A 24230-nucleotide genomic window follows, 5' to 3' on the forward strand; every position below is an offset into this window, starting at 1 on the left:
CCGGGCCCGAGGGCGGCGCGGACTCACGGGTGTGCGCTGGCTCCAATGCCGACGATCTCGTTGTCGGAACTCTTGACCACCAGCAGATTCGAACGGGCGATCTGGGCCGTGCCGGCCCCTTGGATGCCCGCACCCAAGTCGTAGTCGACGAATCGTCCGGTGCTGACCTCGAGCAACGCCGTGAGGGTCCTGAAGCTCGAGGAGTACGCGGACGGATCCGTGGTGAATGCCAAAAGCGTGGAGTCGCCCGTCAACCGTGGGTGAGCCAGGGAGCAGGGCTTCTTGTCCAGGTCCAGGAACGCCCCGTCAGGGGCATTCAACGCCGTCATGCGGTCAACGGTGACCGTGTCGCACTTTTCCGGGTCGAAGACGACCTCGACGTCGAAGCCCGAGCTGTCGAACTCGGTCTGCAGGTCCTTCCAGGCGGGCTTGGACGGCGGGACGTTCTCGTTCATCAACGGGTCGATGTCGCGCCAATCCTTGACGTTGATCGAGTAGGACTGCTCAACCTTCCCGCGGGGATCGGTGATGAACACGGTGAAGGGTTTGCTGCTGGTGTCGACCAAGGACCAGCCGTCCACGAGCCTCTGGAAGTACATCGTGCTTTCGCTGGTCGCCAGGTGCCCGGTGCCCGGCCCGGAAACCAGGGTGATGGTGCCGGTGTCGACTTCGAGGATGAAGGGTGCTGTTGCGGAGGCGAATGGCAGGAAGCCCACATAGGCGTGCCCTTCGGCGAGCAAAGGGTCGAAGCGGTTGCTGCTGTAGGTGGAGGTGATCGGAATCGTTGCGCTCCACGTGGGCTCCAGCGCAGGGTTCCACCCACGCAGGGTGCCTTTGTGGTCGTCGGTCACCAGCGTGTCGTCGGTGACCACTTTGATGCCGGCATCCCCCCACGGGCTGGTCGTGACCCAACCGTTGGTGATGTTGACGGTTTGCCCACCCAGGATCACGTGGTTTCCGAAGGCCACCGCCCGAGTCTTCTCGTCGTCCCAGCTGCTGGAGGACAGGAGCTGCTCGGTGGCCCACAGGAGCCGAGGTCTGCTGCCCGAGATGTCCCAGCCTTTGAGGGTCGACTTCGGTTCGGCGGGGTCGATGGTCAGCAGGAAGTTGCCGCGAGCCAGGAATGCGGTGTCGTCCTGCGCCGGAATGGACCATTCCCTGTGTCCGCCCTCGCTCCAGTCCGGGTCCAGCAAAGGCCCCGTCACCTGCGTCGACACGGAGTCGCTGGTGGCAGGGGGTGGGGTCGAAGCGGGACCATCCGGGGTTGGAGCGGTGGAGGCGCTCATCGCATTGTCACCTTGGCCGCTGCGCATCACCATGACGCCTGTGACGGCCAGGACAAGGACCGCGGCGAAGACCGCCGACAAGCCGACGGTGATGCCGGCGCGCACGGCGGAGGCCCTCGTCGAGACGGTGTCGTCGGGCGCCCCTCCCATGGTGTCGGATCCCGTCGTGTGGGGGTCCGTCGCGGCCGAGCGTGAAGACCCTTGGCCGTGAGGAAGGGGCGACGGGGGAGTGCTCATCGGCTGGAGATGATCCGTCCGACCACGGCCGCCAGCAGCTTCGAGATCCTCTCGCCGTTGTCACGCCCGGCCTCCAGGACCTCCTCGTGCGAGAGCGCCGACTGGCCGACGCCCGCCGCCAGGTTCGTCACCAGCGACATTCCCAGGACTTCCATGCCGGCATGGCGGGCGGCGATCGCCTCCAGGGCGGTCGACATGCCCACCAGGTCCGCCCCGAGGATCCCGGCCATGCGGACTTCGGCCGGGGTCTCGTAGTGAGGGCCCGTGAACTGGGCGTACACGCCTTCGGGCAGGGTCGGGTCAACTTCGTGGGCGATGGCGCGCAGGCGGGAGGAGTACAGGTCCGTCAAGTCGACGAAGGTCGCGCCCTCCAGGGGCGAGGCCGCTGTGAGGTTGATGTGGTCGCGCAGCAGCACGACCTGTCCGGGACCCCATGCGGGGTTCACCGAGCCGCAGCCGTTGGTCAGGACCACGGTGCGGGCCCCGCAGGCGGCGGCGGTGCGCACCGCGTGGGCGACAGCGCGGACCCCGTGCCCCTCGTAGTAGTGGGTACGGGCGCCAAGGACCAGCGCGTGGGCCTGGCAGCCCGCCAGCCGGATGCTGCGAATAGTGGCGACGTGACCGGCGACCGCAGGGGGGCGAAATCCGGGGACCTCGTGTGCGGGCACTGTGGCGACGACCTCGCCCAGAAGGTCGGCGGCACCCGACCAGCCGGACCCGAGGACGAGGGCGACCTCGTGGGTGGGGACTCCGGTGCGTTCGCGCACGACGCGGGCGGCGTCGGCGGCAAGGTCGAGGGGGTCGATGTCGGCGGCGAGGGCGGCAGAGTCGGACATACGGACCACACTAGTGGTGGCCGGACCGAATCGCAGGTCGCCGGCGCACGCCCAGGACCGCGCATCCTGCTACGGTCACCTGCGCGAGCCTTGATCCACTGGTCGGGCGCGCAGTGAGCACGGGAAATGGAGACACAGTGAGCGTTGAACCCACCCAGACCCCCGCCCCGCGGGCGGGCGGCAATGGCAGCTACCGCAGGGGCCCTGTGATCCTGCGCGGAGAGCAGATCCCGTCGGAGACCTCCGACACTTCTTTGCTTCGTACCCAGGTGGGTGCGGACTGGCTGCACGAGGACCCGTGGAGGGTTTTGCGCATCCAGGCGGAGTTCATCGAAGGCTTCGGCGCTTTGGCCGAGGTCGGTCCGGCAATCTCGGTCTTCGGGTCGGCGCGCACCCCTCAGGGCGATCCCGACTACGAGAAGGCCTTTCAGATCGGGCGGATGCTGGTCGAGGAGGGCTACGCGGTCATCACGGGCGGTGGGCCCGGGGCGATGGAGGCCGCAAATCGTGGCGCGTGGGAGGCCGGCGGCACGTCGGTGGGCCTGGGCATCGAGTTGCCGCATGAGCAGGGACTCAACCAGTGGGTGAACCGCGGGATCAACTTCCGGTACTTCTTCGCCCGCAAGACGATGTTCGTCAAGTACTCGCGTGGATTCGTCGTCATGCCCGGCGGGTTCGGGACCATGGATGAGCTTTTCGAGGCGCTCACGCTGGTCCAGACCCACAAGGTCGACTCCTTCCCGATCGTCTTGGTCGGCTCGCACTACTGGAGCGGGCTGGTCGACTGGATCCGCGGGACCATGACGAAGGCGGGCACGATTTCGCCCGGCGACCATGCTCTGCTGCAGGTCGTTGACGACCCGCAGGAGGCTGTCAGGAGGGTCCTGGCTCGGTGACCGTCGCCGCCCTCGTGGCGGCGGGGAAGGCGGCGTCCTCCGGGTGGTGGCGTGTGACCCGAGCGGGAGGCATCTGGTGTGCTCGCGGTGAGACGCGGGTCACCTACCGGGTACAGGTACTTGGGTACCGGGTAGAATTGGTGTGTCCATCGTCGCGCGTGGGTGCGCGGCGACCCCGCACAGGAGGAGTGCAACACATGGCAGCCATGAAGCCCAGGACCGGCGACGGACCGCTCGAGGCGACGAAGGAAGGGCGCGGCATCGTCATGCGCATCCCCAGCGAGGGCGGCGGTCGTCTGGTCATCGAGCTCACCCCTGACGAGGCGAAGGAACTCTCCGAGGCCCTTGCCGCCGCAGTCTGATCTGCCCGTCCAACCACCGGACCCCGTTGGCCCCAGGCTCAGCGGGGTCCTCGCTTTCGTCCCCCTCCCCCTTCCCACGAGATTCGTCCGTCAATTCAACTACGCCGAATCTCGCGATGAGGGGCGGGGCAGGAACAGGGGGTGAGGTCAGCGTTTGATGGCGACCGCCAAGCCGTCGCCCACGGGAAGCAGGGTCGGGACGAACCTTCCTGACGAACGCAGGAAGCGGATGAGCTCACGACACACGACAGTCTCGGAGTCCCTGCGCGCCGGATCGGCCACTTGGTCGTGCCACAGAGCGTGGACCAGGGCGATGACTCCTCCCGGGCGCACCACACGCAACGCGTGTTCCACGTAGTCCGGCGCCTCCATGACATCGCCGTCAATGACCATCATGTCGTAGCCGCCGGCCGCCATCCGCGGCAGCACGTCCAGCGCGCGACCTGCAATGAGACGTGTGCGCTGGGTCGACACCCCGGCAGCCATGTAGGCCCGCCTGGCGTGCTTCTGGAACTCGACCTCGTGGTCGATGGTGGTCAGCACCCCGTCGGCCGGCATGCCGTCGAGAAGCCACAGGCCGGAAACGCCGGCGCCGGTGCCGATCTCGAGGACCGCGCGCGCACCCGAAACCGCCGCAAGCATCCGCAGCGCGGCACCCGTACCTGTGGAGACGGGGGCGGCTCCCAAGTCGACAGCGATCTCACGGGCTGAGGTGATGAGCTCGCTCTCGGCAACGAAGTCCTCCGAGTACACCCACGACTGAGCCTTGTCCGCCGCCATCACGCCTCCCCGTCACGTGCAGAGCCTGCCCGCATCCTGCGCGAGCCACTTCCCACAAGGGTATCCCCGAGGCACTTCGGTGGCCGCGGGCCACCCCGACACGGGACGAGGTCGGGCGTGGTTGCGCGACGGCATTGGACGAGGACCGTGGCTGCGGGACGGCAGGCGACGGAGTCGGCCACGCACGCATGGGCCGGAGATGCCGGTCGCTGCCCTCAGTTTTGGACCGGTGAGACGCCGAGAGGGCGCCCCACGAGGCCGCGCGCCGACTGCCCCAAGGTCTTCGCCAGACCCGAGAGGACTTCGGCCGCAGGCCCTTCGGAAACGGACACCGGTTCGCCCCGGTCCCCGCCTTCGCGAAGGGCGATGTCCAGGGGCACTTGGGCGAGCAACGGCACCTCGTAGCCCAGATGGGCGGTCAGACGCCGGGACACCGACTCGCCGCCGCCGGCGCCGAAGATCTCCAGGCGGGAGCCGTCCGGCTGCGGCAGGTAGGACATGTTCTCGACCACGCCGATGACCCTCTGATGGGTCTGACTGGCGATCGAGCCGGCGCGTTCGGCCACTTCGGCGGCCGCGACCTGCGGGGTCGTCACGACAAGGATCTGCGCGTTGGGCAGCAACTGTGCGATGGAGATGGCCACGTCACCCGTGCCCGGGGGCATGTCGATGAGCAGCACGTCCAGGTCGCCCCAGTAGACGTCGGCCAGGAACTGCTGCAGGGCGCGGTGAAGCATCGGCCCGCGCCAGATGACGGCCTGGCCGTCGGGGACGAACATGCCGATGGAGACGACCTTGACGCCGCCTGCGCCGATCGGCGGGATGATCATGCCGTCGACGACCTGCGGGTCGTGGGTGGTGCCGAGCATGCGGGGGATGGAGAAGCCGTAGATGTCGGCGTCCATGACACCGACCTTCAGGCCCTGGGCGGCCAGGGCCGCCGCCAGGTTCGCCGTCATCGACGACTTGCCGACCCCGCCCTTTCCCGAGGTCACCGCAATGACGCGCGTGAGGGAGTGGGGTTGGGCGAAGGGGATCTCCCGTTCGGGGCGCCCGCCGTTGAGCTTCTTGCGCAGGGCCTTGCGTTGGGCGTCGTCCATGGCCCCCATCTCGACGTGCACGGACTCCACGCCCTCGACGGCGCCCACCGCCTGCTGGACGGAAGCCTGGATCGTGTTGCGAAGCGGGCATCCGGCGGTGGTCAGCAGGATCTTGACGTGGACGGCGCCTCCGTCGATGCGAACCCCGTCGACCATGTCCAGGTCGGTGATGGGGCGGTGGATCTCGGGGTCCTGGACGGTGGACAGGGCGTCGAGGACGAGCTTCTCGGAGACAGACATGCGCCCATCCTAGACCGGGTGGATCACGTCACCGGGGTGGCCTTCGGGCAGGGACGAGGGCGCACGCCCGTGCCGTGGCGAAGGCGGTTTCCTGCACGCGCGCGCGGTGGTGGAGGCCAAGGCGGTGCCGAGTGCGTCCATGGGCGAGCCGGACTCAGGACTTGGCGTCGGCGGAGGGTTCAAAGACCGACTGATCGTGGCCGGCGTCCTCGCCCTCGTGCCCGGGCGCATCCTCGCCCTCGCAATCGTCCGCAGAAGCGGACTGGGTGGCGATCTCCTCACGCATGTCCTCCAGCAGCCCGCGCAACTCGGAACGCACGAAGTCGCGGGTGGCCATGTCCTGCAAGGCCAGGCGCAGGCCGGCGATCTCACGCGTGAGGTACTCGGTGTCGGTCAGGTTGCGTTCGGCGCGCTGGCGATCCTGCTCGGCCTGGACCCGGTCACGGTCGTCCTGACGGTTCTGGGCCAGCAGGATGAGGGGCGCCGAGTAGGACGCCTGGGTCGAGAAGGCGAGGTTCAACAGGATGAAAGGGTAGGGGTCCCACGCGTAGGAGTGCGCGACGGCGACCAGAATGACATTGGCCGTGATCCACACGATGACGAAGATCGTCATGTACAGGATGAAGGCGGGCGAGCCCATGAAACGCGCGGTGGCCTCCGCGAAGCGTCCGAAACCCTCCTGGGAGAAGCGGGGGAAGGGCAGACGCAGGCCGCTGCTGCGCTCGCGGGGAGTGTCCAGACGCTCAGCCATAGATGCTCCTGGCCATGATGCGGTCGGTGTCCTCGTCCTCGAGGTTGCGCCAGTCGTCGGGCAGCAGCTCGTCCAGGACGTCGTCGGCCGAGACCGCCCCGACCAAGTGCCCGTCCTGGTCGACGACGGGAAGGACCGTGAGGTTGTAGGTGGCCAGCAGTCGCACCACCGTGGCCACGTGGGTGTCGGGGGCCACCTTCTCGATGTCGGTGTCGACGATGGTGCCCAGAAGCGTCTGCGGGGGCTCGCGCAGGGCGCGTTGGATGTGGACCATCCCCAAGTACTTGCCGGTGGGGGTCTCCGAAGGCGGTCGCGTGACGAAGGCCGCCGAGGCCAGTGCCACGGAAATGTCCTCGCGGCGCACGGAGGCGAGCATCTGGGCGACAGTGGCGTCAGGGGGCAGGATGACGGGCTCGGTGGTCATGAGGCCACCGGCGGTGGAGTCGGCGTAAGCCAGGAGCCGTCGCACGTCGGCGGCCTCTTCGGGTTCCATGAGTCCGAGGAGTTTCTGCGCGTGCTCCTGTGGCAGTTCGGCGACGAGGTCGGCGGCGTCGTCCGGTTGCATGACGTCCAGGACGTCTGCGGCGCGTCCGGCCTCCAGGCGCGAGACGATGGCGACCCGGTCGTCCTCGGGCAGCTCCTCCAGGGCGTCGGCGAGGCGCGAGTCGCTCAGGGAACGGGCCACGGCGATCTGGCGGTCAAGGGGCAGGTCGTGGATGAAGTCGGCCAGGTCGGCGGGCTTCATGTCCTCCATCTGGAGCAGCAATGCGGTGGCGGCCTGGTTGGAATCGGCTTTCAGCAGACCGGTGACCTCCGCCAGGCCGACCGTCAGGGTCTCGCCTCCGCGCAGGAAACCGAGGGAGGAGGTGCGCACCCGCTGGACGTGCAGGGTCTGGATCACCCAGTCACGAGGGCGCCGCTGCTCCATCGCGACGTCGAGGACACGCACCTGCCCGGACCCGTCGTTGAGGTGGACGACCCGGTCGAAGAGTTCGGTCAACACCAGGGTCTCGATCGGACGCTGGGTGAAGGTGCGCATGTTGAGCAGGCCGGTGGTGATGACCGATCCGGGCTCGATTGCGGTGACGCGGGTCAGCGGCAGGAAGATGCGTTTGCGGGGCCCGACCTCGACGACGAATCCGATGACATTGGCCACCGTCGACAGGCGGAAGGCGACGACGACGTCGTGGATCTTGCCGACGCGGTCCCCGAGCGGGTCGAAGACACCGGTGCCGGCGAGCTTGCCGATGAATACTCGCCGCCCGGTCGTCGCCACGCTCTTTGGTGCACTGCTCACGGGAACAGCCTAGGCTGATCTGAGAGTTGGAGGAACCGGTGCAGGCCGAGCCCCAGCCGCGTGTCGGTCCGTCGAGTGGCCGTTCACCCGGCGCGGCCCCACCGATGGAAGAAAGGTCGCCCCGTGGCACGTCGCACCTCAGGACCCGCCCACAGGAGCCCGGAACTGCCCACGGGAGTCGAGGTCGCGTCCTACCGCACCTACCGCGATGCGCAGGCGGCGGTCGACCACCTGTCGGACTCGTTCTTCGACGTCAAGGCGATCACCATCGTCGGCACCGACCTGCACATGGTCGAAAGGGTGACTGGACGCCTGACGATGAGTCGCGCCGCCTTGGGCGGGGCCAGCCCCGGCGCCCTGTGGGGCGGCCTGCTGGGCCTCATGCTCTCCTTCGGCGTGCAGGGCCAGTCGGCCACACTGTGGATGCTGGTCGGAATGGTGGCGGGCGCGCTGGGCGGGATCGCTCTGGCGGCGCTCGGCTACGCGGCAACGGGTGGCGAGAGGGACTTCGTCTCCCAGTCGCAGGTCGTCGCCTCCAGGTACGCGGTGCTGGCCTCAGCCGACGTCGACCAGGCTTTCCAGCTGCTCCAGGGCACTCGGGGCAACCAGATGCGCCTGGTGCCCAAGAGGGTGCGTCCGGAGCCCTCCGGCCCCACCGAGTACGGGTCGCGTCCGGACGAGCAGCCGCGTTTCGGCGTCCGCGTCCAGCAGAGCCAGCAGGCTCCGAGCGGGCAGAGCGGCCCGTCCGCTTCGGGCCAGGGCGGCGCAGAGCCCTCGACCCCGGACAACTCCTGACGAGGGCGGGGCGGGAGGCCGATCACCCCTCGCCCCGCCCCTGTGGCCTCAGCGCTGCTGGACCTGGGCGATCCACGCCTCGACGTCGGCGATCGTGCGCGGAATGTCCTCGGAGATGCGTGTGACGGAGCCGTCCTGGTTGACCACGCAGTCGTCTTCGATGCGCACGCCCATGCCGCGCAATTCCTCGGGCAGCAGCATGTCGTCGGCCCGGAAGTACAGGCCCGGCTCGATGGTGAAGCACATGCCCGGCTCCAACAGGGCATCCATGTACATCTCAGCGCGGGCCTGAGCACAGTCGTGCACGTCAAGACCCAGGTGGTGGCTGGTGCCGTGCGGCATCCACCTGCGGTGCTGCTGGCCCTCGGGTGCGAGGGACTCCTCGGCACTGACCGGAAGCAGCCCCCATTCCTCCAGTCGTGTGGCGATCAGCTTCATGGCGGCGTCGTTGATGTCGCGGAAGCGGCAGCCCGGCTCATTGGCGCGGGCCAGGGCAGCCTCGCACGCGTCCAGGACCGCCTGGTAGACGCGGGCCTGTACCTCGGTGAAGGTGCCGTTGACCGGCAGGGTCCGGGTGATGTCCGCGGTGTACAGGGAGTCGACCTCGACGCCGGCGTCGACCAGGACCAGGTCGCCTTCGCGCACCTCACCGTCATTGTCGATCCAGTGCAGCGTGTTCGCGTGATCGCCGGAGGCGGCAATGGTGTCGTAGCCCAGGCCGTTGCCCTCCTCGCGGGCCACGGCACCGAAGGCTCCTTCGATGACGCGCTCGCCGCGGTGGTGGCCAACCGCCCTGGGCAGGGCCCGGATGATGTCGTCGAATCCGGCGCGGGTGACGTCGACTGCCTTGCGCAGCTGAGCGATCTCCCACGCGTCCTTGCACAGGCGGATCTCGGAGAGGTGCTCCTCCAACTTCTCGTCGTCGGCGCGCGCGTCCTCACCGGCGGGCAGGCCCGCCTGGATGCGGACCTCGTCGACCATGGTCTGGACCGCAGTGTCCACGCCCCGCACGACGCGCAGGCGCACCTGGCCGGCGTCCTTGGCCAGGGCGTCGCGCAGCGTGTCGATGTGCGCGGTGCGCAGCCCCGTGGCGGTGGAGACCTCTTCCAGGCTGGGGCGCGCCCCCACCCAGAATTCGCCGTAGCGGGAGTCGGCGTAGAACTCGCGGGAGGTGCGTGAGGCGCGCGGCTTGAAGTAGAGGACCGCCTCGTGGCCGGTCGGGGAGGCGTCCTCGTCGCTGCGGGGCTCCAGGACCAGGACCGTGTCCGGCTCCTTCTCGCCGCCCAGGCCCGACAGGTGGGCGAAGGCCGAGTGGGCGCGGAAGCGGTAGTCGGTGTCGTTGCTGCGCACCTTGTAGGTGCCGGCCGGAATCACCAGGCGTTCGCCTTCGAAGAGGGCGCCTGCGGCGGCGTGGCGTCGCGGCAGGAAGTCGGCGACCTCCTCACGCTCGGGAAGGGTGTCGGGGCGCGGCCCCCACGCTGAGGCCATGAAGGTGCGGAAGGCGTCGGATTCGGGCCTGCGGCTGCGGTTCGAACCGCGGTCGGAGATCGGTTGGGGCTGGTCTGAAGGGACTTGCGCGTCTGGCTGCGTCGGCTGATCTGTCATGTCCCACATTGTCCCCCTGCCCCGCAGGGCCCGTCACCTCGGGTGAGGACCAGGCATACGGTGGACGGGTGAAGTGCCTGGAGGACATGACACTGGAGGAACTGTGGCAACTCTTCCCCATCGAATTGGTGCCCCCGCGCCCCGACTGGGACGAACGCTATGTGCAGGAGGCATTCGCCTTGACGTCCGTGCTGCCGGAGGGCGTGGTCCTGCACCACATCGGGTCCACGGCGATTCCCGGGATCTGGTCCAAACCGATTGTCGACATCCTGGCGGAGGTCCGCTCCGGCGCCTTCGACGAGGCCGAGGAGGCACTCCTGGCATCAGGTTGGCTGCTCATGAATCGGGAGGCGCGCCGGCTGCACTTCAACAAGGGGTACACGCCCGCAGGGTTCGCGCCCCGGGTCTTCCACCTGCATGTCGTCACGCCGGGAGACACCCCTGAGCTGACCTTCCGCGATCGGATGCGGGCCCATCCGGAGGAGGCCAAGGCCTACGAGGCCCTCAAACTGTCCCTGTGGAAGCGCTTCGAGCACAACCGGGACGGCTACACGGACGCAAAGACGGACTTCATCCAGAGCGCCCTCGTGGCCGAGGAGATCAGGGACGCATCCCCGGGGAAGGATTGACGAAGGCGGGGTCGGATACCCTCGAAGGGTGATCCGCATCGACCCGCACACGCACACCTCCTGCTCCGACGGCACCGACTCTCCCGCCCAGCTCATGGAGGCCGCACGGCGTGCGGGTCTGGACGTCATCGGCCTGACCGATCACGACACTTTCGCAGGGTGGGGCCAGGCGGCCGCCCGGACCGAGGGCACTGGCGTGGCCCTGCTACGCGGGGTGGAGATGTCGTGCTCGGCGGAGGGCATCACCGTGCACCTGCTGGGCTACCTGCCCGACCCCACCGACTCGGGCCTTCTCAACGTCTTCGCAGAGTCGCGGGAATCGCGCCTGACCCGCGCCCGGCGCATGGTCGACAACCTCGCCGCCGATTACCCGATCACCTGGGAGCAGGTGCAGGCCTTCGCCCCGGACGACGGCCCGGTGGGCCGCCCGCACATCGCGGACGCCCTCGTGGCCGCCGGAGCCTTCCCGGATCGCAGCGCGGCCTTCACCCGCGCACTGCACCCCAGCGGCCCCTACTACGTCCACCACTGGGCGCCCGATCCCGTCGAGGCGGTCGGCCTGGTCATCGCCGCCGGGGGAGTGCCCGTCCTGGCCCACCCCAGGGCCCGGGCCCGCCAGCGTCTGCTGCCCGTCGATGTGATCGACCGCATGGCCGAGGCCGGCCTGTTCGGCATTGAGCGGGATCACCGGGACCACGGCCCACAGGACCGTGCCGAGGTGCAGGCCATTGCGGAGCGACTGAACTTGCGGATGACGGGCTCTTCCGACTACCACGGGACTGGCAAACCGAATCGACTGGGTGAGAACCTCACCCCTGAAAGCGTGCTCCGCGAGATCGAGGAGCGTGGCGCCCTGGAGGTCCTGCGTCCGTGAACCTGAACTTCGACGCTGTGCTCGACGTCGCCCTGTTGGCGCCGACCTTCACAACGCTGCTGGTCATCATGGACCCGCCCGGAACCATCCCCGTGTTCCTGGGGCTGACCAGCCGCTACACGCCCGCTGGACAGAAGCGCGCCGCCCGCCAGGCCACTGCCGTCTCCTTCGGAGTCATCGTCGTCTTCGCGGTCCTGGGCCAGCAGATCCTGCACCTGTTGCAGATCTCGGTCGAAGCCCTGCAGTTCTCCGGCGGGGTGCTGCTGTTCCTCGTCGCCATGGAACTGCTCATGGGAGGGGACGCGAAGGAACCGGACACCGGGGATGAACGGGTCAATGTCGCGCTGGTTCCGCTGGGCACGCCCTTGTTGGCAGGACCGGGCGCCATCGTCGCCGTCATGGTCGCCGTGGGCCAGGCCAACCACGGATTCGGCAGCTGGGTGGCGGTGCTGGTGGCCGTGGTGGCGGCGCATGCGGTCATGTGGGCGACCATGCGCTTCTCGCTGAAGCTCTCGCGACTGCTGGGCCCGGGCGGCATCATGCTGCTCACCAAGATCGCGGGTCTGTTGCTGGCCTCCATCGCCACGCAGATGGCGATGTCCGCCTTCTTCCGTTTCGTCCACGAGGCCGGCATCGGGTCCTGACCCGGGTTTTGGCACCTGCGGGTCGCGGCGTGGGAACCGATGCCATGGGCTTTCGCGTCGCTCGTGGCGCCGTGGGTGAGGCCGGGGCACAAGGCGCCCAAGAGTGGTCGATGCGCGTGGGCGCTTGGCGGGTCCGTTTCCCGTCGGATGGATGCCGCTGCACATGTGAGCGGGGTGGTCGGCGAGGGCGGCCTGTGCGGCAGCAGTGTCGGATTGACAAGGGCAAAGGTGTGACCTGGGGGCGCCACGGGTCCCATCCCGGCAACCCACCTCACCCGCTGTACGTTCCGTACACGACGCTGCCGGCAGCTCCGGTCGGCGGTTGCTCGCAAGCCCGGAATTTCGCCGGCTTCATCACCTGTCCGACGGGTTGACGGCGCAGGATTGCCACCGACATCGTGACCTTGCCACCGACGTTGCAACGTCGGTAGGAGTACAGCAACGTCGATAGGAACGCTGCCGCAGGCGGGCAGGCGGGCAGGCGGGGGCGGTGGTACACCCGCACAACCCGGAGGAGGACACCTCTGAAACGCGTACTGCATCTTGCAGTAGGCTTGCAGCGAATCGCCGCGCGAAGACCTTCGCGGGGGAAATCGGACCCACCGAGACCCCGCGGATGCACGCAATGCGCGTGGCGACAGCCAGCGCCTCGGACCGTCTGGCGACGGACCGCAGCGCACACGGTGAATCCGTACAGAAGGAAGAAACGACATGTCGCTGACCGAGACCCTGGCCTCACACGTGCGGGCCAACTCTGGCCGTCCCGCGAACGCCTCGACCCCCATGGAGGTGTGGCAGGGACTGTCCGCTGCCGTCGTGGACCGCATCGCGGACAACTGGCACGCCACCGAGCAGGCGTACGCCAAGGGACGCATGGAGCACTACTTCTCCGCAGAGTTCCTCATGGGCCGTGCCCTGCTCAACAACCTGTCGAATCTCGGCATGGTCGACGAGGCCCGTGAAGCCCTGGCCGCAGCGGGCCAGGACCTGTCCGTCGTCCTCGAACAGGAGCCCGACGCGGCGCTCGGCAACGGAGGCCTTGGCCGACTGGCCGCCTGCTTCCTCGACTCCTGCGCCACCCTGGACCTTCCGGTGGCCGGCTACGGCATCCTCTACCGCTACGGCCTGTTCAAGCAGCTCTTCGAGGGCGGCTTCCAGACCGAGCACCCCGACCCCTGGATGGAAGAGGGCTACCCCTTCGTCATCCGCCGCGAGGAACTGCAGCGTGTCGTGCGCTACGCCGACCTGGTCGTGCGCGCCATCCCCTACGACCTGCCTGTCACCGGCTACGGCACGGACAACGTGAACACTTTGCGTCTGTGGAAGGCCGAGCCGATGGAGGAGTTCGACTACGACGCCTTCAACTCGCAGCGCTTCACCGACGCCATCGTCGACCGTGAGCGCACCATGGACATCTCCCGTGTCCTGTACCCCAACGACACGACCTTCGAAGGCAAGGTCCTGCGTGTGCGCCAGCAGTACTTCTTCTGCTCGGCCTCCCTGCAGTCCATCATCGACACCTATGTGGCCGAGCACGGCAACGACCTGACCGGTTTCGCCACCTACAACGCCATCCAGCTCAACGACACCCACCCGGTGCTGGCCATCCCCGAGCTCATGCGCCTGCTCATGGACGAACACGGTCTGGGCTGGGAAGAGGCGTGGAAGGTCGTCACCAAGACCTTCGCCTACACGAACCACACGGTGCTGGCCGAGGCGCTGGAGACCTGGGAGATGACGATCTTCGACCGTCTCTTCCCGCGCATCGCGGAGATCGTCCGCGAGATCGACCGCCGCTTCCGCATCGACATGGCCGAGCGCGGCCTGGACCAGGGACGCATCGAGTACATGGCGCCCGTGTCCGGCAACCGCGTGCGCATGGCGTGGATCGCCTGCTACGCCTCGTACTCGATCAATGGCGTGGCCGCCCTGCACACCGAGATCATCAAGCGCGAGACCCTGGGCGAATGGCACGAGATCTGGCCCGAGCGCTTCAACAACAAGACCAATGGTGTGACCCCGCGCCGCTGGCTCAAGCAGTGCAACCCCCGCCTTGCGGCCCTGCTGGACGAGGTCACCGGCTCCGACGCGTGGGTCACCGACCTGTCGGTGCTCTCGCAGTTCACCGACTGCGCCGATGACGCGGTCCTGGATCGCCTCAGCCAGATCAAGCACGCGAACAAGGTGGACTTCGCCGCGTGGGTCCTGCAGCGCGAGGGCGTGGAGATCGACCCCGACGCGATCTTCGACGTGCAGATCAAGCGTCTGCACGAGTACAAGCGTCAGCTGCTCAACGCCCTGTACGTCCTGGACCTCTACTTCCGCATCAAGGAGAACCCGGCCCTGGACGTGCCCAAGCGCGTCTTCATCTTCGGTGCCAAGGCCGCCCCCGGTTACATCCGTGCCAAGGGCATCATCAAGCTCATCAACACCATTGCCGACTTGGTCAATGGTGACGAGGACGTGGCCGACCGCATCAAGGTCGTCTTCATCCACAACTACAACGTCTCGCCGGCCGAGCACATCATCCCGGCGGCCGACGTGTCCGAGCAGATCTCGACGGCCGGCAAGGAGGCTTCGGGCACCTCGAACATGAAGTTCATGATGAATGGCGCTCTGACCCTGGGAACGCTGGACGGTGCGAATGTCGAGATCCTGGATGCGGTAGGCCCGGACAACGCCTACATCTTCGGTGCCACCGAGGACGAGCTGCCCGAACTGCGCCAGAACTACGACCCGCGTTGGCATTACGAGAACGTGCCGGGTCTGCGTCGCGTCCTGGACGCCTTGACCGACGGCACGCTGGACGACAACGGATCGGGCTGGTTCCACGACCTGCGCTGGTCTCTGTTGGAGGCCGGCTACGAACCCGCCGATGTCTACTACGTGTTGGGCGACTTCGCCGCCTACCGCGAGGCAAAGGACCGCATGGCCGCCGATCACGCGGATTCTCGCGCCTGGGCGCGCCGCGCGTGGGTGAACATCACCAAGTCGGGCCGCTTCAGCTCCGACCGCACGATCGGCGACTACGCGCGCGAAGTGTGGAGGCTGCAGGCCACGCCCATTCACTGAAACCTGGGAGGGCCCGAGTGCCCCGCCCTGTGTGGGTGGCGGCTTTTCGGACCCGAAGGACGAGGGCGGCGCCCCGGAGGATCGCAAGGTCCTCCGGGGCGCCGTCATGTGCGTGCTGTCGGTGACTCCGAGAAGGTTGGGGCAAAGCTCGGGGCGCACAATCGGTGCTTCAGTCGTCGAGCAGGAGGCATCTGCGGACGGCATTCCTGTGGGATCCGCGTCGAGGCCCTGGTGGACCGAAGGTGAGTCGGGTTGCGGCACAGCCTTCGAGGGGAGCCTCGCTGTCCCCGTCCCGGCCCCACCTGTTTCGCACACAATGCGGTCCCCGTGCGACCGCATGCGCCACGCTGGACGGGTGTGACCTGCGGAAACAGTGGTCCCGGCTGAACTGGGTGGTCAGGATTGTGTGCGGTTTCGGGTCATCGGGCGGAGTGAACTGTGTCAGTGGCTTGACACAGTCGAGTATCTGTGTCACTGTATTAGTGTATTAATACACCGACGCAGGAAGGGGGCGTTGAATGCGCATCGACGACACCCGCCCCATCTGGGTGCAACTGGTCGAGACCTATCGCCGCCGAATCGCCTCGGGAGCGTGGGCCCCGGCAGCCAAGATTCCCAGCGTGCGAGAACTCGCCCTGGAAGCCCAAGCCAACCCCAACACGATCCAACGCGCCCTGGGAGAGCTCGACCGCGAAGGCCTGACCGCCGCAGAACGCGCCCAAGGACGTTTCGTCACCACCGACCCCGTCGCCATCGCCCTCGTCAGGAGGGAACTGGCCCTACGCGCCACTGATGAGCACATCCACTCCCTGCGTTCCATCGGCATGGAGCTGCCGGAAGCCCAGGACCTGCTCAGCGCCCGCTGGGACCGTGATGCGACCACCCCTGAAGGAGGGGAGAAATGAACAGCCCCAAGACCCCGCTGGTGAGCGTCAGCCACCTGACGAAGAAGTACAGGAACACCACGGCCCTGGACGACCTCAGCCTGGACCTTGCCGCCGGCAGCATCGTCGGACTGCTCGGAGCCAATGGATGCGGCAAGACCACCCTGCTCAAGATCCTCGCCGGAGTCCTGTCCGACTGGAGCGGAAGCGTGATCCTCGACGGCCACGCGCCGGGAGCGCACACCAAGGCCGTCACCGCCTTCCTGCCGGGCAACGACTTCCTCGACCCGGCGTTGACCCCGGCGCGTGCCATCGACCTCTACACCCACTTCTTCGACGACTTCGACGCCGCCAAAGCGCGCGAGACCATCGACTTCTTCGCCCTGCCGATGACGCGGAGCCTGAAGGAAATGTCCAAGGGCATGGGGGAGAAACTCCAGATCGCCCTCGTCATGGCCCGAAAGGCCAAGGTCTACCTGCTGGACGAGCCCATCTCCGGTGTGGACCCGGCCGCGCGCGAAGTCATCATGAACGGCATCCTGCGAGACTTCAGCGAAGACGCCCTCATGATCGTGTCCACGCACCTCATCGCCGACATCGAACCCGTCATCGACCATGCCGTCATACTCAAGGACGGACGCCTGCTCATGGCCGGCAACGCCGATGACCTGCGCGAGGAGCACAGCTGCTCCCTCGACCGCCTGTTCCGGAAGGAGTACCGCTGATGTTCACCCGGCTCTTCACCCATGAGCTCCGCGTCAACGCCAAGCAGAACCTCACTGCCATCGGGCTGTCAGTGCTGGTGGCGGCGCTTGCCCTGGCGATCGTCATGCTGCGTTGGCCGTTGATTTCAACGATGTCCGCCACTGTCGTCACGTTGGCAGCATTCGCATGTCCCGCGGCAGTCCTGGTCATCTCCCTGCAGAACTTCTGGCGGACGATGTACGGCGACCGGGGCTACTTCACGATGGCCCTGCCCACACGAGGACGAAACGTCTTCCTGGCCAAGACGATTCACGGGTACTTGGCGTTCATGGTCGCGGTGACGGTCGCGCTCGTCCTGCAGCTGGCCCTGTGGTGGGCGCAGGCGTACCTGAACGGCGTGGACGTAGGCGCACGCATGGACCAATTCGCGACGATCCTGTCGAACATCGACCCGGTCGTGCTCGCAATCGCAGTCGCATCCGTACCGATCATGGGCTTCACCTACCTCTTCCCCCTGGCGGCCATCATGTCCATCGGCGCCGGTCCGCGCTGGAATCACCTGGGGTTCGGGGCCCCTGTCGTCGGCTACATGATCTACTACGTCACGGGTCAGGTCTTCGGCGTCCTCGGATTCTTGCTGCCGGGTGGAGTCGACATCACGACCGGACGATTCACATGGGAATGGTCCGTGCCATCGCTGATCGACGCCATCGTCACAGGCGGCCAGCCGAAGATCATCGGATTCGGGGCCATCGTCCTGCAATTGCTGCTCAGTGCGGTCCTCACGTGCTGGGGTGTCCGTGCAGTCGAGAAGCACACCGCCTTGCGCTGAGCAAGCGCACGCCCGAGGCAGCAGGACAGCGGGCAGGTGGCACCGACCACCTGCCCGCACTGGTCATTTGCCACTGGGCTCCACGGCACACTCCCACCCGTCGTATTCGCCGCCGAGGCGCTCCGTCAGTTCTTCGAAGAAGACACGTGCCTTGGGCACGGTCGAGTGATTGACAGGAGTGTCCAAACGGGCCACCGACACGGACCACGCCCCATCATCGGTCTGCCACACGTCATTGACGCAGGTCCAGCCGGCGGCCTCGCACTCGGCCAAGGCAGCGCGGGCAGAGGTCTCGTCCGGGAAGTAGGAATAGTGGATCCAGTCGCGGGCAAGGCTCAGGTCGGCTCCGGCCTGGGATTCGAGGATCTCGAGCAGTCTGTCGTCCATCGGGTGCCCGGCGCTGCGGTGGTCGCCGGATCCGTGGCCGCGCCCCTTGCCGGGTTCCTGGAGTCCGCCGCCCCTGTAGGCATTGCTCGTCTTTGCTGTCGTGCCCGTGGAAGGCTTTGGGGTACGTCTGAAAAAGTTGAAGAATCCCATGGCCTCTAGGAACGCACAGGAATGGGCGCAAAGCAAGACCCGGCCGGGTGGTTCCACGACGGTTCCATGCAATGGCGAGCATTGATGCTCGCCACCACCGCCCTTGTCGCTTCAGCTGCAGCCGCCGACTTTTGGCGCAGGACCCGACCTTCCTCGTGTCGACACTCGACCGGCCTCGGTCAGACTCCTCCGAGATGGCGCGACTGACGAATCTCACCGTTTGACGGACGAATCTCGCGGGAAGGGCGTGGGTCAGTCGGTTGAGGGGGACTGACCCTTGCGGCGGCGCACGCGCTTGCGAGGAGCCCTCCCAGCGGCGTCACCTTGGCGAGGCTCGGGAGAGTGCTCACCCCGGCCTCGTCCCCTGGCGCCACGGTCCGAACGACCCTGCTGGCCCCCATGCGCCCTGCGGTCCCCGTCCTTGGAAGGGCGGTTGCGCTCCGGGGAGTGCACGCGCCCACGGCCCCCGCGGCCCGCACCCGCGCGGCCACCGCGGCCGCCACCGTGGCGCCCGCCCGTCTCACCCAGGTCCTCCAGGACCTCGGCCGACAGGCCGGCACGCGTGCGCTTGGAGCGCGGCAGACGTCCAGTCGCCGACGGGTCGATGTCGAGGTCGGTGAAAAGGTGCTCGGAGGTGTGGTAGGTCTCCAAGGGCTCGGGCACCCCCAGGCCAAGGGCCTTGGAAATCAGCGACCATCGCGGGATGTCGTCCCAGTCGACGAAGCTGATGGCAGTGCCGGAGTTGCCCGCGCGGCCCGTGCGGCCGATGCGGTGGATGTAGATCTTCTCGTCCTCGGGGCACTGGTAGTTGATGACATGTGTGACGTCGTCGACATCGATGCCGCGGGCCGCCACGTCGGTGGCCACCAGCACATCCACCTTGCCGTTGCGGAAGGCGCGCATCGCCTGCTCGCGTGCGCCCTGCCCCAGGTCACCGTGCAAGGAACCCACGGCGAAACCGCGTTCGGTGAGGTCTTCGCCCAAGCGGGCGGCGGTGCGCTTGGTCCGGCAGAAGATCACGGTGCGTCCACGGTGCTCGGCCTGCAGGATGCGCGAAACCACCTCGACCTTGTTCATCGCGTGCACGCGGTAGATGACCTGCTTGACGGTGTTGACGGTCGCCCCCTGGTCCTCGGGGTCCTGGGCGCGGATGTGGGTGGGCTGGACCATGAACTTGCGGGCCAAGGCAATCACCGGGCCGGGCATGGTGGCCGAGAAGAGCATCGTGTGCCGGTTGGAAGGTACACGCGACAGGATCGTCTCCACATCCGGCAGGAAGCCCAGGTCCAGCATTTCGTCGGCCTCGTCCAGGACCACGGTCTCGACCCCCGACAGGTGCAGGACACCCTTGCGCAGAAGGTCGATGAGACGCCCGGGGGTGCCCACGACCATGTCGGCGCCCCGCTCCAGGGCCTCGATCTGCGGTTCGAAGGCGACACCGCCGTAGATCTCGACAATGCGGGTCGACAGGTACTTCGCGGCCACACGCAGGTCCTCGGCGACCTGCTTGGTGAGCTCGCGGGTGGGCAGGATCACCAGGGCCTGGGGTTTGCCGGGGTTGAGCAGGTCCTCGTAGCCCTGCTCGTCGGGGGCGATGACGTCCTCGAGCACGGGGATCCCGAAACCCAGGGTCTTGCCGGTGCCGGTCTTCGCCTGGCCGATGATGTCGTGGCGGTCCAGGGCGGGCGGCAGGGTGAGTGCCTGAATGGGGAAGGGGTGGGTGATGCCCTTGTCCGCCAGGGCGTCGACGATGGGGTCGGTGACCCCGAAGTCCGCGAAGGACATGGACTCCAGGTCGGCGGTCGCCGTACCGTCGTCCATGACGTCGGGAGCGGCCTCGGGTTCGGGAGGCGGGGCGACGATGCTGCCCAGCCGCACGACTCCGGCGGAGTATTCGACGCCGTCGGGATTCAGGGCGGGGGAGGTGTTCTCGGGCGCGTCGGCGCCCTGTGTGACAGTGGTGCTCACGGTCGGCCTTGTCTCCGGGCACGGCCCGGGTCGTCCCCGGGACGCGTCCGGGGTGGTGGGGCAGCCGATCGCGCAGTGTCAGGCGCCGCAGCGCGAAGGAAGGTGTCGAAGCGACCGGTCAGCCATGGTCCCTGCCATTGTACGAGGGCGGGGCGCCCACGTCGGTGAGGAGAGCGCCACACCCACCACGGCCGACCGGCGCCGACGGGCCGGTGGTGCGGAGGCGGTCAGAAGGCTCCGACCTGTCCTCCGACCATCATCCAGGTGAACAGGGCGGCGCCGAGGGCGGATGCGACCCAGATCGAGCGCGTGCGCACCTGGACCCAGATGTTGAGTGCGACCAGGACCGTGAACTGCGGGATGATGACGGAGAGCATCATCATCCACCTTCCCCCGAAGGTGGGCAGTCCGATGACGTCCATGCCCGGGCCGATGCCCGCGTATCCGGGGACGAAATGGAAGAGCCACAGGAGGGCCAGGCCGAGGATCGCCGTCGGCCAGACGAATGCGAAACGTGTGGCCCACAGGCACAGATCACTTTGGCCCTCCTTCGCCTCGATCCGGTTCATGGTGTTCAGGGACAACCCGTTCACCACGAAGAAGAACGCCCAGATGATGAGGAAGTAGGGCGCGAGGACGAGAGCCCTTTCGGGCGTCAGCGGCTTGAGCATCGGCCAGAGGACGCGGAACTCAGGGCCACGGAAGAAGGATGTCAGCGCCACCACCACAGCCAGCCAGGCGACCAGGGTGGCCGCCAGACCCAATGCTGTGAGGATCCGGCGCAAGGGCTGCTCAGCGGGAAGGACGCCCAGGTCCGACCACGACGAAGCGCGTCCGGCACCGAAGCGCTTCCACAGGACGAACACCACCACGTTCAGCAGGGTCGTCACCACCAACCATGTCGCGATGCCGTTTCCCATCTGCAGGGGCAGGAAGGGGATGGCTGCCGAGATCGGGTCCTGGCCGCCGCCCTTTTGCGTGCACAGTGGGTAAAGAAGGATCGTTGTGACGACTCCGATGGTGCCCGAGATGATGAGATCGCGTCGGCTGGTCGGCCTCGAGGGGCCTTCGGAGCCCTTGAGCCCCTGGAACAGCGGCAGACGCAGCAGGAGGGCGAGGAGCGGGACGAGGGAGGCGACGAGGGCGAAGAACGCGATGGCCCCGCCGATCTCCTTCCACTGGAAGACATGCGAGTCGCTGGGGATCCAGTGGGCGTCCTGCGTGCCGTTTCGCAGGGCCGAGTTGAACCAGTCGACGACGGCGGTGTTGGACGCACCGGAAGTCATGACTCCAAGGTGGGTGCCGGCCACGAGTTCGGCGCGACGGGCGCTGCCGTCCGCGAAGTCCCCGTAGGTGTGGTTCCATTCGAGGGTGTCGCCCTTTGCCAGGCCGAAGGCCGCCAGACGAGCCGGATGGGTGGTGAGGGAGGAGACGGGAAAGGTCTTCTCCCTGTAGGGGCTGATCTCCTCGTTGTCCCCTTGCACGAGCAGGTAGTTGCGCACATCGAGGATGTCCGGGTCGCCTCCTTCACCCGACAGTGCCACGACCGCCCTGACGTCGGGGTCGGCCTTGGCCAGTTTGACGGCGTAGATCGAGCCGGTCGAGTGCCCGTAGGTTCCGAGGTTCTTCGCATCCACGAAGGGAAGGGACTTCAGATACGCCAGGCCGTGGGCGGCACCGGACATGATTTTCGGGTCCACCCCGTGCTGCGTGGAGAAACCGTGTCCGAACTGGTCGATCGACAGGACCACGAATCCGCGGCGCGCCAATTCGATCGTGCCGAAGGTGGTGGTCGCTTCCTTGTCCGACTGGTACCCGTGCAGGGCCAGGAGTCCGGGGGCGGGGGAATCCTCGCTCACCCACATCGGTCGGTAGATCTTCGCAGTCATGGGTGCGTTCGACGGGGTCATGAAGGTCACCGTCTGGACGTCGATGCGTCCGAATCCGGTGTCGGCGGATTTCGCGAGGACGGCTCCGCCCAAGGACAGGGCGAGCAGCAGGAGCAGTGCCGTCCACAGGCGTGCCGGGGACACTGTGCCAGAGGGAGGGGTTTTCATGGCGGGTTCCTCGTTCTCATGCCCTGCCGGACAGGTGCCGGCAGTCGCGGGTCAGGGTGGGGATCGTGTAGATCGAGGTGGATGCGGCGACGAAAAGATCGCTCCCGTCCTCGCCTCCGAAACACAGGTTCCCGACCTTCTCGGGCACCGGGATCCTGCCGATCTCCTGCCCGTCGGGGGAGTAGACCACGACACCGCTCAGACACGAGGACCAGACGTTGCCGTGTTCGTCGACCTTGATCCCGTCGGGTACGCCGGGGCGGACCTCGACGAAGTCCTGCCCCGCCTTCACACGCCAGTCGTCGACGAGGTAGCGGCGGATGTGGTGGCGTTCCATCGCACCCTCGCGGTTGAGGGCGGCCGAGTCGGCGACGTAGAGGATGGTCTCGTCGGGGGAGAAGGCCAGCCCATTGGGTTCGACGAGGTCGGTCAGGGCGACCGTGAGGCGTCCCTGCGGGGTGAGGCGGAAGACCCAGTGGTCGCAGTACTCGCGTCTGCCCGGATGCCCCTCCTCGGGGTAGATGATCCCGTAGGCCGGGTCGGTGAACCAGATAGAACCGTCGGAGGACACGACGACGTCATTGGGGGCGTTGAATCGGGCTTGGTGCCAGCGGTCGACGATGACGCTGACGTGCCCGTCCCGGTCGCGCTCCAGGCGGCGTCCCCCGTGGGAACACTGGATGACCGACCCGTCCAGGTCGATCGTGCGTCCGTTCACGTGGTCGGGGGCGTCATCGTGAACCGTTGCCTGTCCGCTGAGCGGATCCAGGTCCCAGACGCGATTGCCGATGACGTCGGAGAAACGCAGACGTCCGGCAGTTGGCAACCAGCAGGGGCCTTCGAGCCACCTGCCACCCGTGAAGAGGCGTTTCAACGCTGAAACGTCGGAGATGAGTTCGGACAGATTCATGGGTGTCTCCTTTGGGACCGCCACCCCTTCGTGGCGGGTCGAGGTCGTGTCAGCGGCAGGAAACCACGTTGATGATCGTCGAGTCGTCGTCAGCGGCGCGCCCTTGGGCCACACCCATGACGTAGAGCTGCTCGGCGGCTGCGGCCACCGGGACGGACAGGCCGACGCTCTTGGCCGTGGCCGTGACGATGCCCATGTCCTTGACGAAGATGTCCATGCGTGAGGCGGTCTCGGGCGTGCCGCCCTCGTAGGCTTCGATTGCGCGCGGTCCCCGGTTGCCCAGCATGAAGGACTGGGCGGCCCCGGCCATGAGCGCCTCCAGGGCCTTGTGCTGGTCCAGGCCGAGCAGGCCGGCAAGGGCCAGCGCCTCTCCTGCGGCGGCGATGTGGACCCCGCACAGCAGTTGGTTGACGGTCTTCATCGCCTGTCCTTTTCCGGGCTCATGGCCGACGAGCACCAGGGTTCCGGCCATCTCCTCCAGAACGGGAAGGGCGCGTTGCCAGTCCTCGGGCGTGGCGCCGCAGGTGACCAGCAGGTCGCCTTCGCCGGCGCGGACGGGGCCGCCGGACACGGGGGCGTCGACCAGTCCGATGCCCCTGTCGCGCAGGCGAGCAGCCACTGCTGCCACAGTGGTGATGCCGACGGTGGAGGTGAGGATGACGACCGCACCGGGCTCGAGGATCTCGACGATGCCGTCGGGACCGTGGAGGAGGTCTTCGAGCTGATCTCCGTTGCGGACGGCGGCCAAGGCGATCGTTGCGCCGCGGGCTGCCTCTTGGGCGGAGGCGACGGCGGTGACTCCTTGGTCGGCTGCCAGAGCGCGGCGTTCCTCGAAGGGGTCGGCGCCGATCACGTCGAAGCTTCGGGACAGCCAAGATGCCATCGGCAGTCCCATGGCTCCCAAGCCGAGGACGGCAACTCTGGTGGTCATCA

22 protein-coding genes are annotated in these 24230 nt (G+C 67.4%); 10 read left to right on the top strand and 12 right to left on the bottom strand.

The window, feature by feature from the left end; translation table 11 throughout:
• Nucleotides 1-23 precede the first annotated feature (23 nt).
• Nucleotides 24-1436, bottom strand: coding sequence for a hypothetical protein (locus tag I6B53_RS02920; RefSeq protein WP_216764766.1), 1413 nt, complete (start codon nt 1434-1436; stop codon nt 24-26).
• Nucleotides 1437-1519: 83 nt separating this feature from the next.
• Nucleotides 1520-2359: a purine-nucleoside phosphorylase gene (locus tag I6B53_RS02925; protein WP_216764767.1), complete on the bottom strand. Its 840-nt coding sequence runs from the start codon at nt 2357-2359 to the stop codon at nt 1520-1522.
• A 137-nt stretch (nt 2360-2496) separates the two neighbouring features.
• Here I6B53_RS02925 and I6B53_RS02930 point away from each other — a divergent pair, with 137 nt between their 5' ends.
• Both I6B53_RS02930 and I6B53_RS02935 read left to right on the top strand, forming a co-directional pair.
• A complete protein-coding gene (locus I6B53_RS02930) occupies nt 2497-3255 on the top strand; it encodes a TIGR00730 family Rossman fold protein (RefSeq protein ID WP_216764768.1) in 759 nt (252 codons plus the stop codon).
• 197 nt (nt 3256-3452) lie between these two features.
• The gene (locus tag I6B53_RS02935) at nt 3453-3617 is read left to right on the top strand and encodes a DUF3117 domain-containing protein (RefSeq protein WP_216764769.1); all 165 of its coding nucleotides are present in this window, start codon (nt 3453-3455) and stop codon (nt 3615-3617) included.
• A gap of 147 nt (nt 3618-3764) precedes the next feature.
• On the opposite strand, the gene I6B53_RS02940 is transcribed toward I6B53_RS02935, so the two are convergent.
• From I6B53_RS02940 to I6B53_RS02955, 4 genes are all read right to left on the bottom strand, one after another.
• Nucleotides 3765-4397: an O-methyltransferase gene (locus tag I6B53_RS02940; protein WP_216764770.1), complete on the bottom strand. Its 633-nt coding sequence runs from the start codon at nt 4395-4397 to the stop codon at nt 3765-3767.
• Between the two features lie 215 nt (nt 4398-4612).
• Nucleotides 4613-5737: an Mrp/NBP35 family ATP-binding protein gene (locus I6B53_RS02945; RefSeq protein WP_216764771.1), complete on the bottom strand. Its 1125-nt coding sequence runs from the start codon at nt 5735-5737 to the stop codon at nt 4613-4615.
• Nucleotides 5738-5891: 154 nt separating this feature from the next.
• Entirely contained in the window at nt 5892-6488 is a 597-nt protein-coding gene (locus I6B53_RS02950) for a DUF1003 domain-containing protein (protein ID WP_216764772.1), read from the bottom strand.
• The gene (locus I6B53_RS02955) at nt 6481-7785 is read right to left on the bottom strand and encodes a CBS domain-containing protein (RefSeq protein WP_216764773.1); all 1305 of its coding nucleotides are present in this window, start codon (nt 7783-7785) and stop codon (nt 6481-6483) included. The genes I6B53_RS02950 and I6B53_RS02955 overlap by 8 nt, the downstream gene beginning before the upstream one ends.
• Before the next feature lie 123 nt (nt 7786-7908).
• On the opposite strand from I6B53_RS02955, the gene I6B53_RS02960 reads away from it, so the two are divergent.
• A complete protein-coding gene (locus I6B53_RS02960; RefSeq protein ID WP_216764774.1) occupies nt 7909-8580 on the top strand; it encodes a general stress protein in 672 nt (223 codons plus the stop codon).
• Nucleotides 8581-8628: 48 nt separating this feature from the next.
• Here I6B53_RS02960 and I6B53_RS02965 read toward each other — a convergent pair whose 3' ends face one another.
• Entirely contained in the window at nt 8629-10185 is a 1557-nt protein-coding gene (locus I6B53_RS02965; RefSeq protein WP_216764775.1) for an aminopeptidase P family protein, read from the bottom strand.
• 68 nt (nt 10186-10253) lie between these two features.
• On the opposite strand from I6B53_RS02965, the gene I6B53_RS02970 reads away from it, so the two are divergent.
• From I6B53_RS02970 to I6B53_RS03000, 7 genes are all read left to right on the top strand, one after another.
• Nucleotides 10254-10814: a GrpB family protein gene (locus tag I6B53_RS02970; RefSeq protein ID WP_216764776.1), complete on the top strand. Its 561-nt coding sequence runs from the start codon at nt 10254-10256 to the stop codon at nt 10812-10814.
• A 28-nt stretch (nt 10815-10842) separates the two neighbouring features.
• Nucleotides 10843-11688 (top strand): PHP domain-containing protein, encoded by an 846-nt coding sequence (locus I6B53_RS02975; protein ID WP_216764777.1) that lies wholly within the window; start codon nt 10843-10845, stop codon nt 11686-11688.
• A gap of 2 nt (nt 11689-11690) precedes the next feature.
• On the top strand, nt 11691-12332 hold the full coding sequence (locus I6B53_RS02980) for a MarC family protein (RefSeq protein ID WP_216765311.1): 642 nt from the start codon (nt 11691-11693) through the stop codon (nt 12330-12332).
• A 711-nt stretch (nt 12333-13043) separates the two neighbouring features.
• The gene (locus I6B53_RS02985) at nt 13044-15404 is read left to right on the top strand and encodes a glycogen/starch/alpha-glucan phosphorylase (protein WP_216764778.1); all 2361 of its coding nucleotides are present in this window, start codon (nt 13044-13046) and stop codon (nt 15402-15404) included.
• A gap of 518 nt (nt 15405-15922) precedes the next feature.
• Nucleotides 15923-16309 carry a GntR family transcriptional regulator gene (locus I6B53_RS02990; RefSeq protein ID WP_216764779.1) on the top strand — a complete coding sequence of 129 codons (387 nt, stop codon included), beginning with the start codon at nt 15923-15925 and terminating at the stop codon, nt 16307-16309.
• Nucleotides 16306-17013 carry an ABC transporter ATP-binding protein gene (locus I6B53_RS02995; RefSeq protein ID WP_216764780.1) on the top strand — a complete coding sequence of 236 codons (708 nt, stop codon included), beginning with the start codon at nt 16306-16308 and terminating at the stop codon, nt 17011-17013. Before I6B53_RS02990 ends, I6B53_RS02995 begins: the two co-directional genes overlap by 4 nt.
• Nucleotides 17013-17825 (top strand): hypothetical protein, encoded by an 813-nt coding sequence (locus I6B53_RS03000; RefSeq protein ID WP_216764781.1) that lies wholly within the window; start codon nt 17013-17015, stop codon nt 17823-17825. The genes I6B53_RS02995 and I6B53_RS03000 overlap by 1 nt, the downstream gene beginning before the upstream one ends.
• A 63-nt stretch (nt 17826-17888) precedes the next feature.
• On the opposite strand, the gene I6B53_RS03005 is transcribed toward I6B53_RS03000, so the two are convergent.
• The 5 genes from I6B53_RS03005 to I6B53_RS03025 all read right to left on the bottom strand — a co-directional run bounded on the left by I6B53_RS03005 (nt 17889) and on the right by I6B53_RS03025 (nt 24228).
• A complete protein-coding gene (locus I6B53_RS03005) occupies nt 17889-18212 on the bottom strand; it encodes a ribonuclease E inhibitor RraB (protein WP_216764782.1) in 324 nt (107 codons plus the stop codon).
• A 402-nt stretch (nt 18213-18614) separates the two neighbouring features.
• On the bottom strand, nt 18615-20240 hold the full coding sequence (locus I6B53_RS03010) for a DEAD/DEAH box helicase (protein WP_253954000.1): 1626 nt from the start codon (nt 20238-20240) through the stop codon (nt 18615-18617).
• Between the two features lie 317 nt (nt 20241-20557).
• Nucleotides 20558-22387 carry an alpha/beta hydrolase gene (locus tag I6B53_RS03015; protein ID WP_216764784.1) on the bottom strand — a complete coding sequence of 610 codons (1830 nt, stop codon included), beginning with the start codon at nt 22385-22387 and terminating at the stop codon, nt 20558-20560.
• Between the two features lie 16 nt (nt 22388-22403).
• Nucleotides 22404-23297, bottom strand: a complete 894-nt coding sequence (locus tag I6B53_RS03020) for an SMP-30/gluconolactonase/LRE family protein (RefSeq protein WP_216764785.1) — start codon at nt 23295-23297, stop codon at nt 22404-22406.
• Nucleotides 23298-23346: 49 nt separating this feature from the next.
• Nucleotides 23347-24228, bottom strand: coding sequence for an NAD(P)-dependent oxidoreductase (locus I6B53_RS03025; RefSeq protein WP_216764786.1), 882 nt, complete (start codon nt 24226-24228; stop codon nt 23347-23349).
• Between the last annotated feature and the right edge of the window lie 2 nt (nt 24229-24230).

It is taken from the genome of Schaalia sp. 19OD2882 (assembly GCF_018986735.1).
GTDB lineage: Bacteria > Actinomycetota > Actinomycetes > Actinomycetales > Actinomycetaceae > Pauljensenia.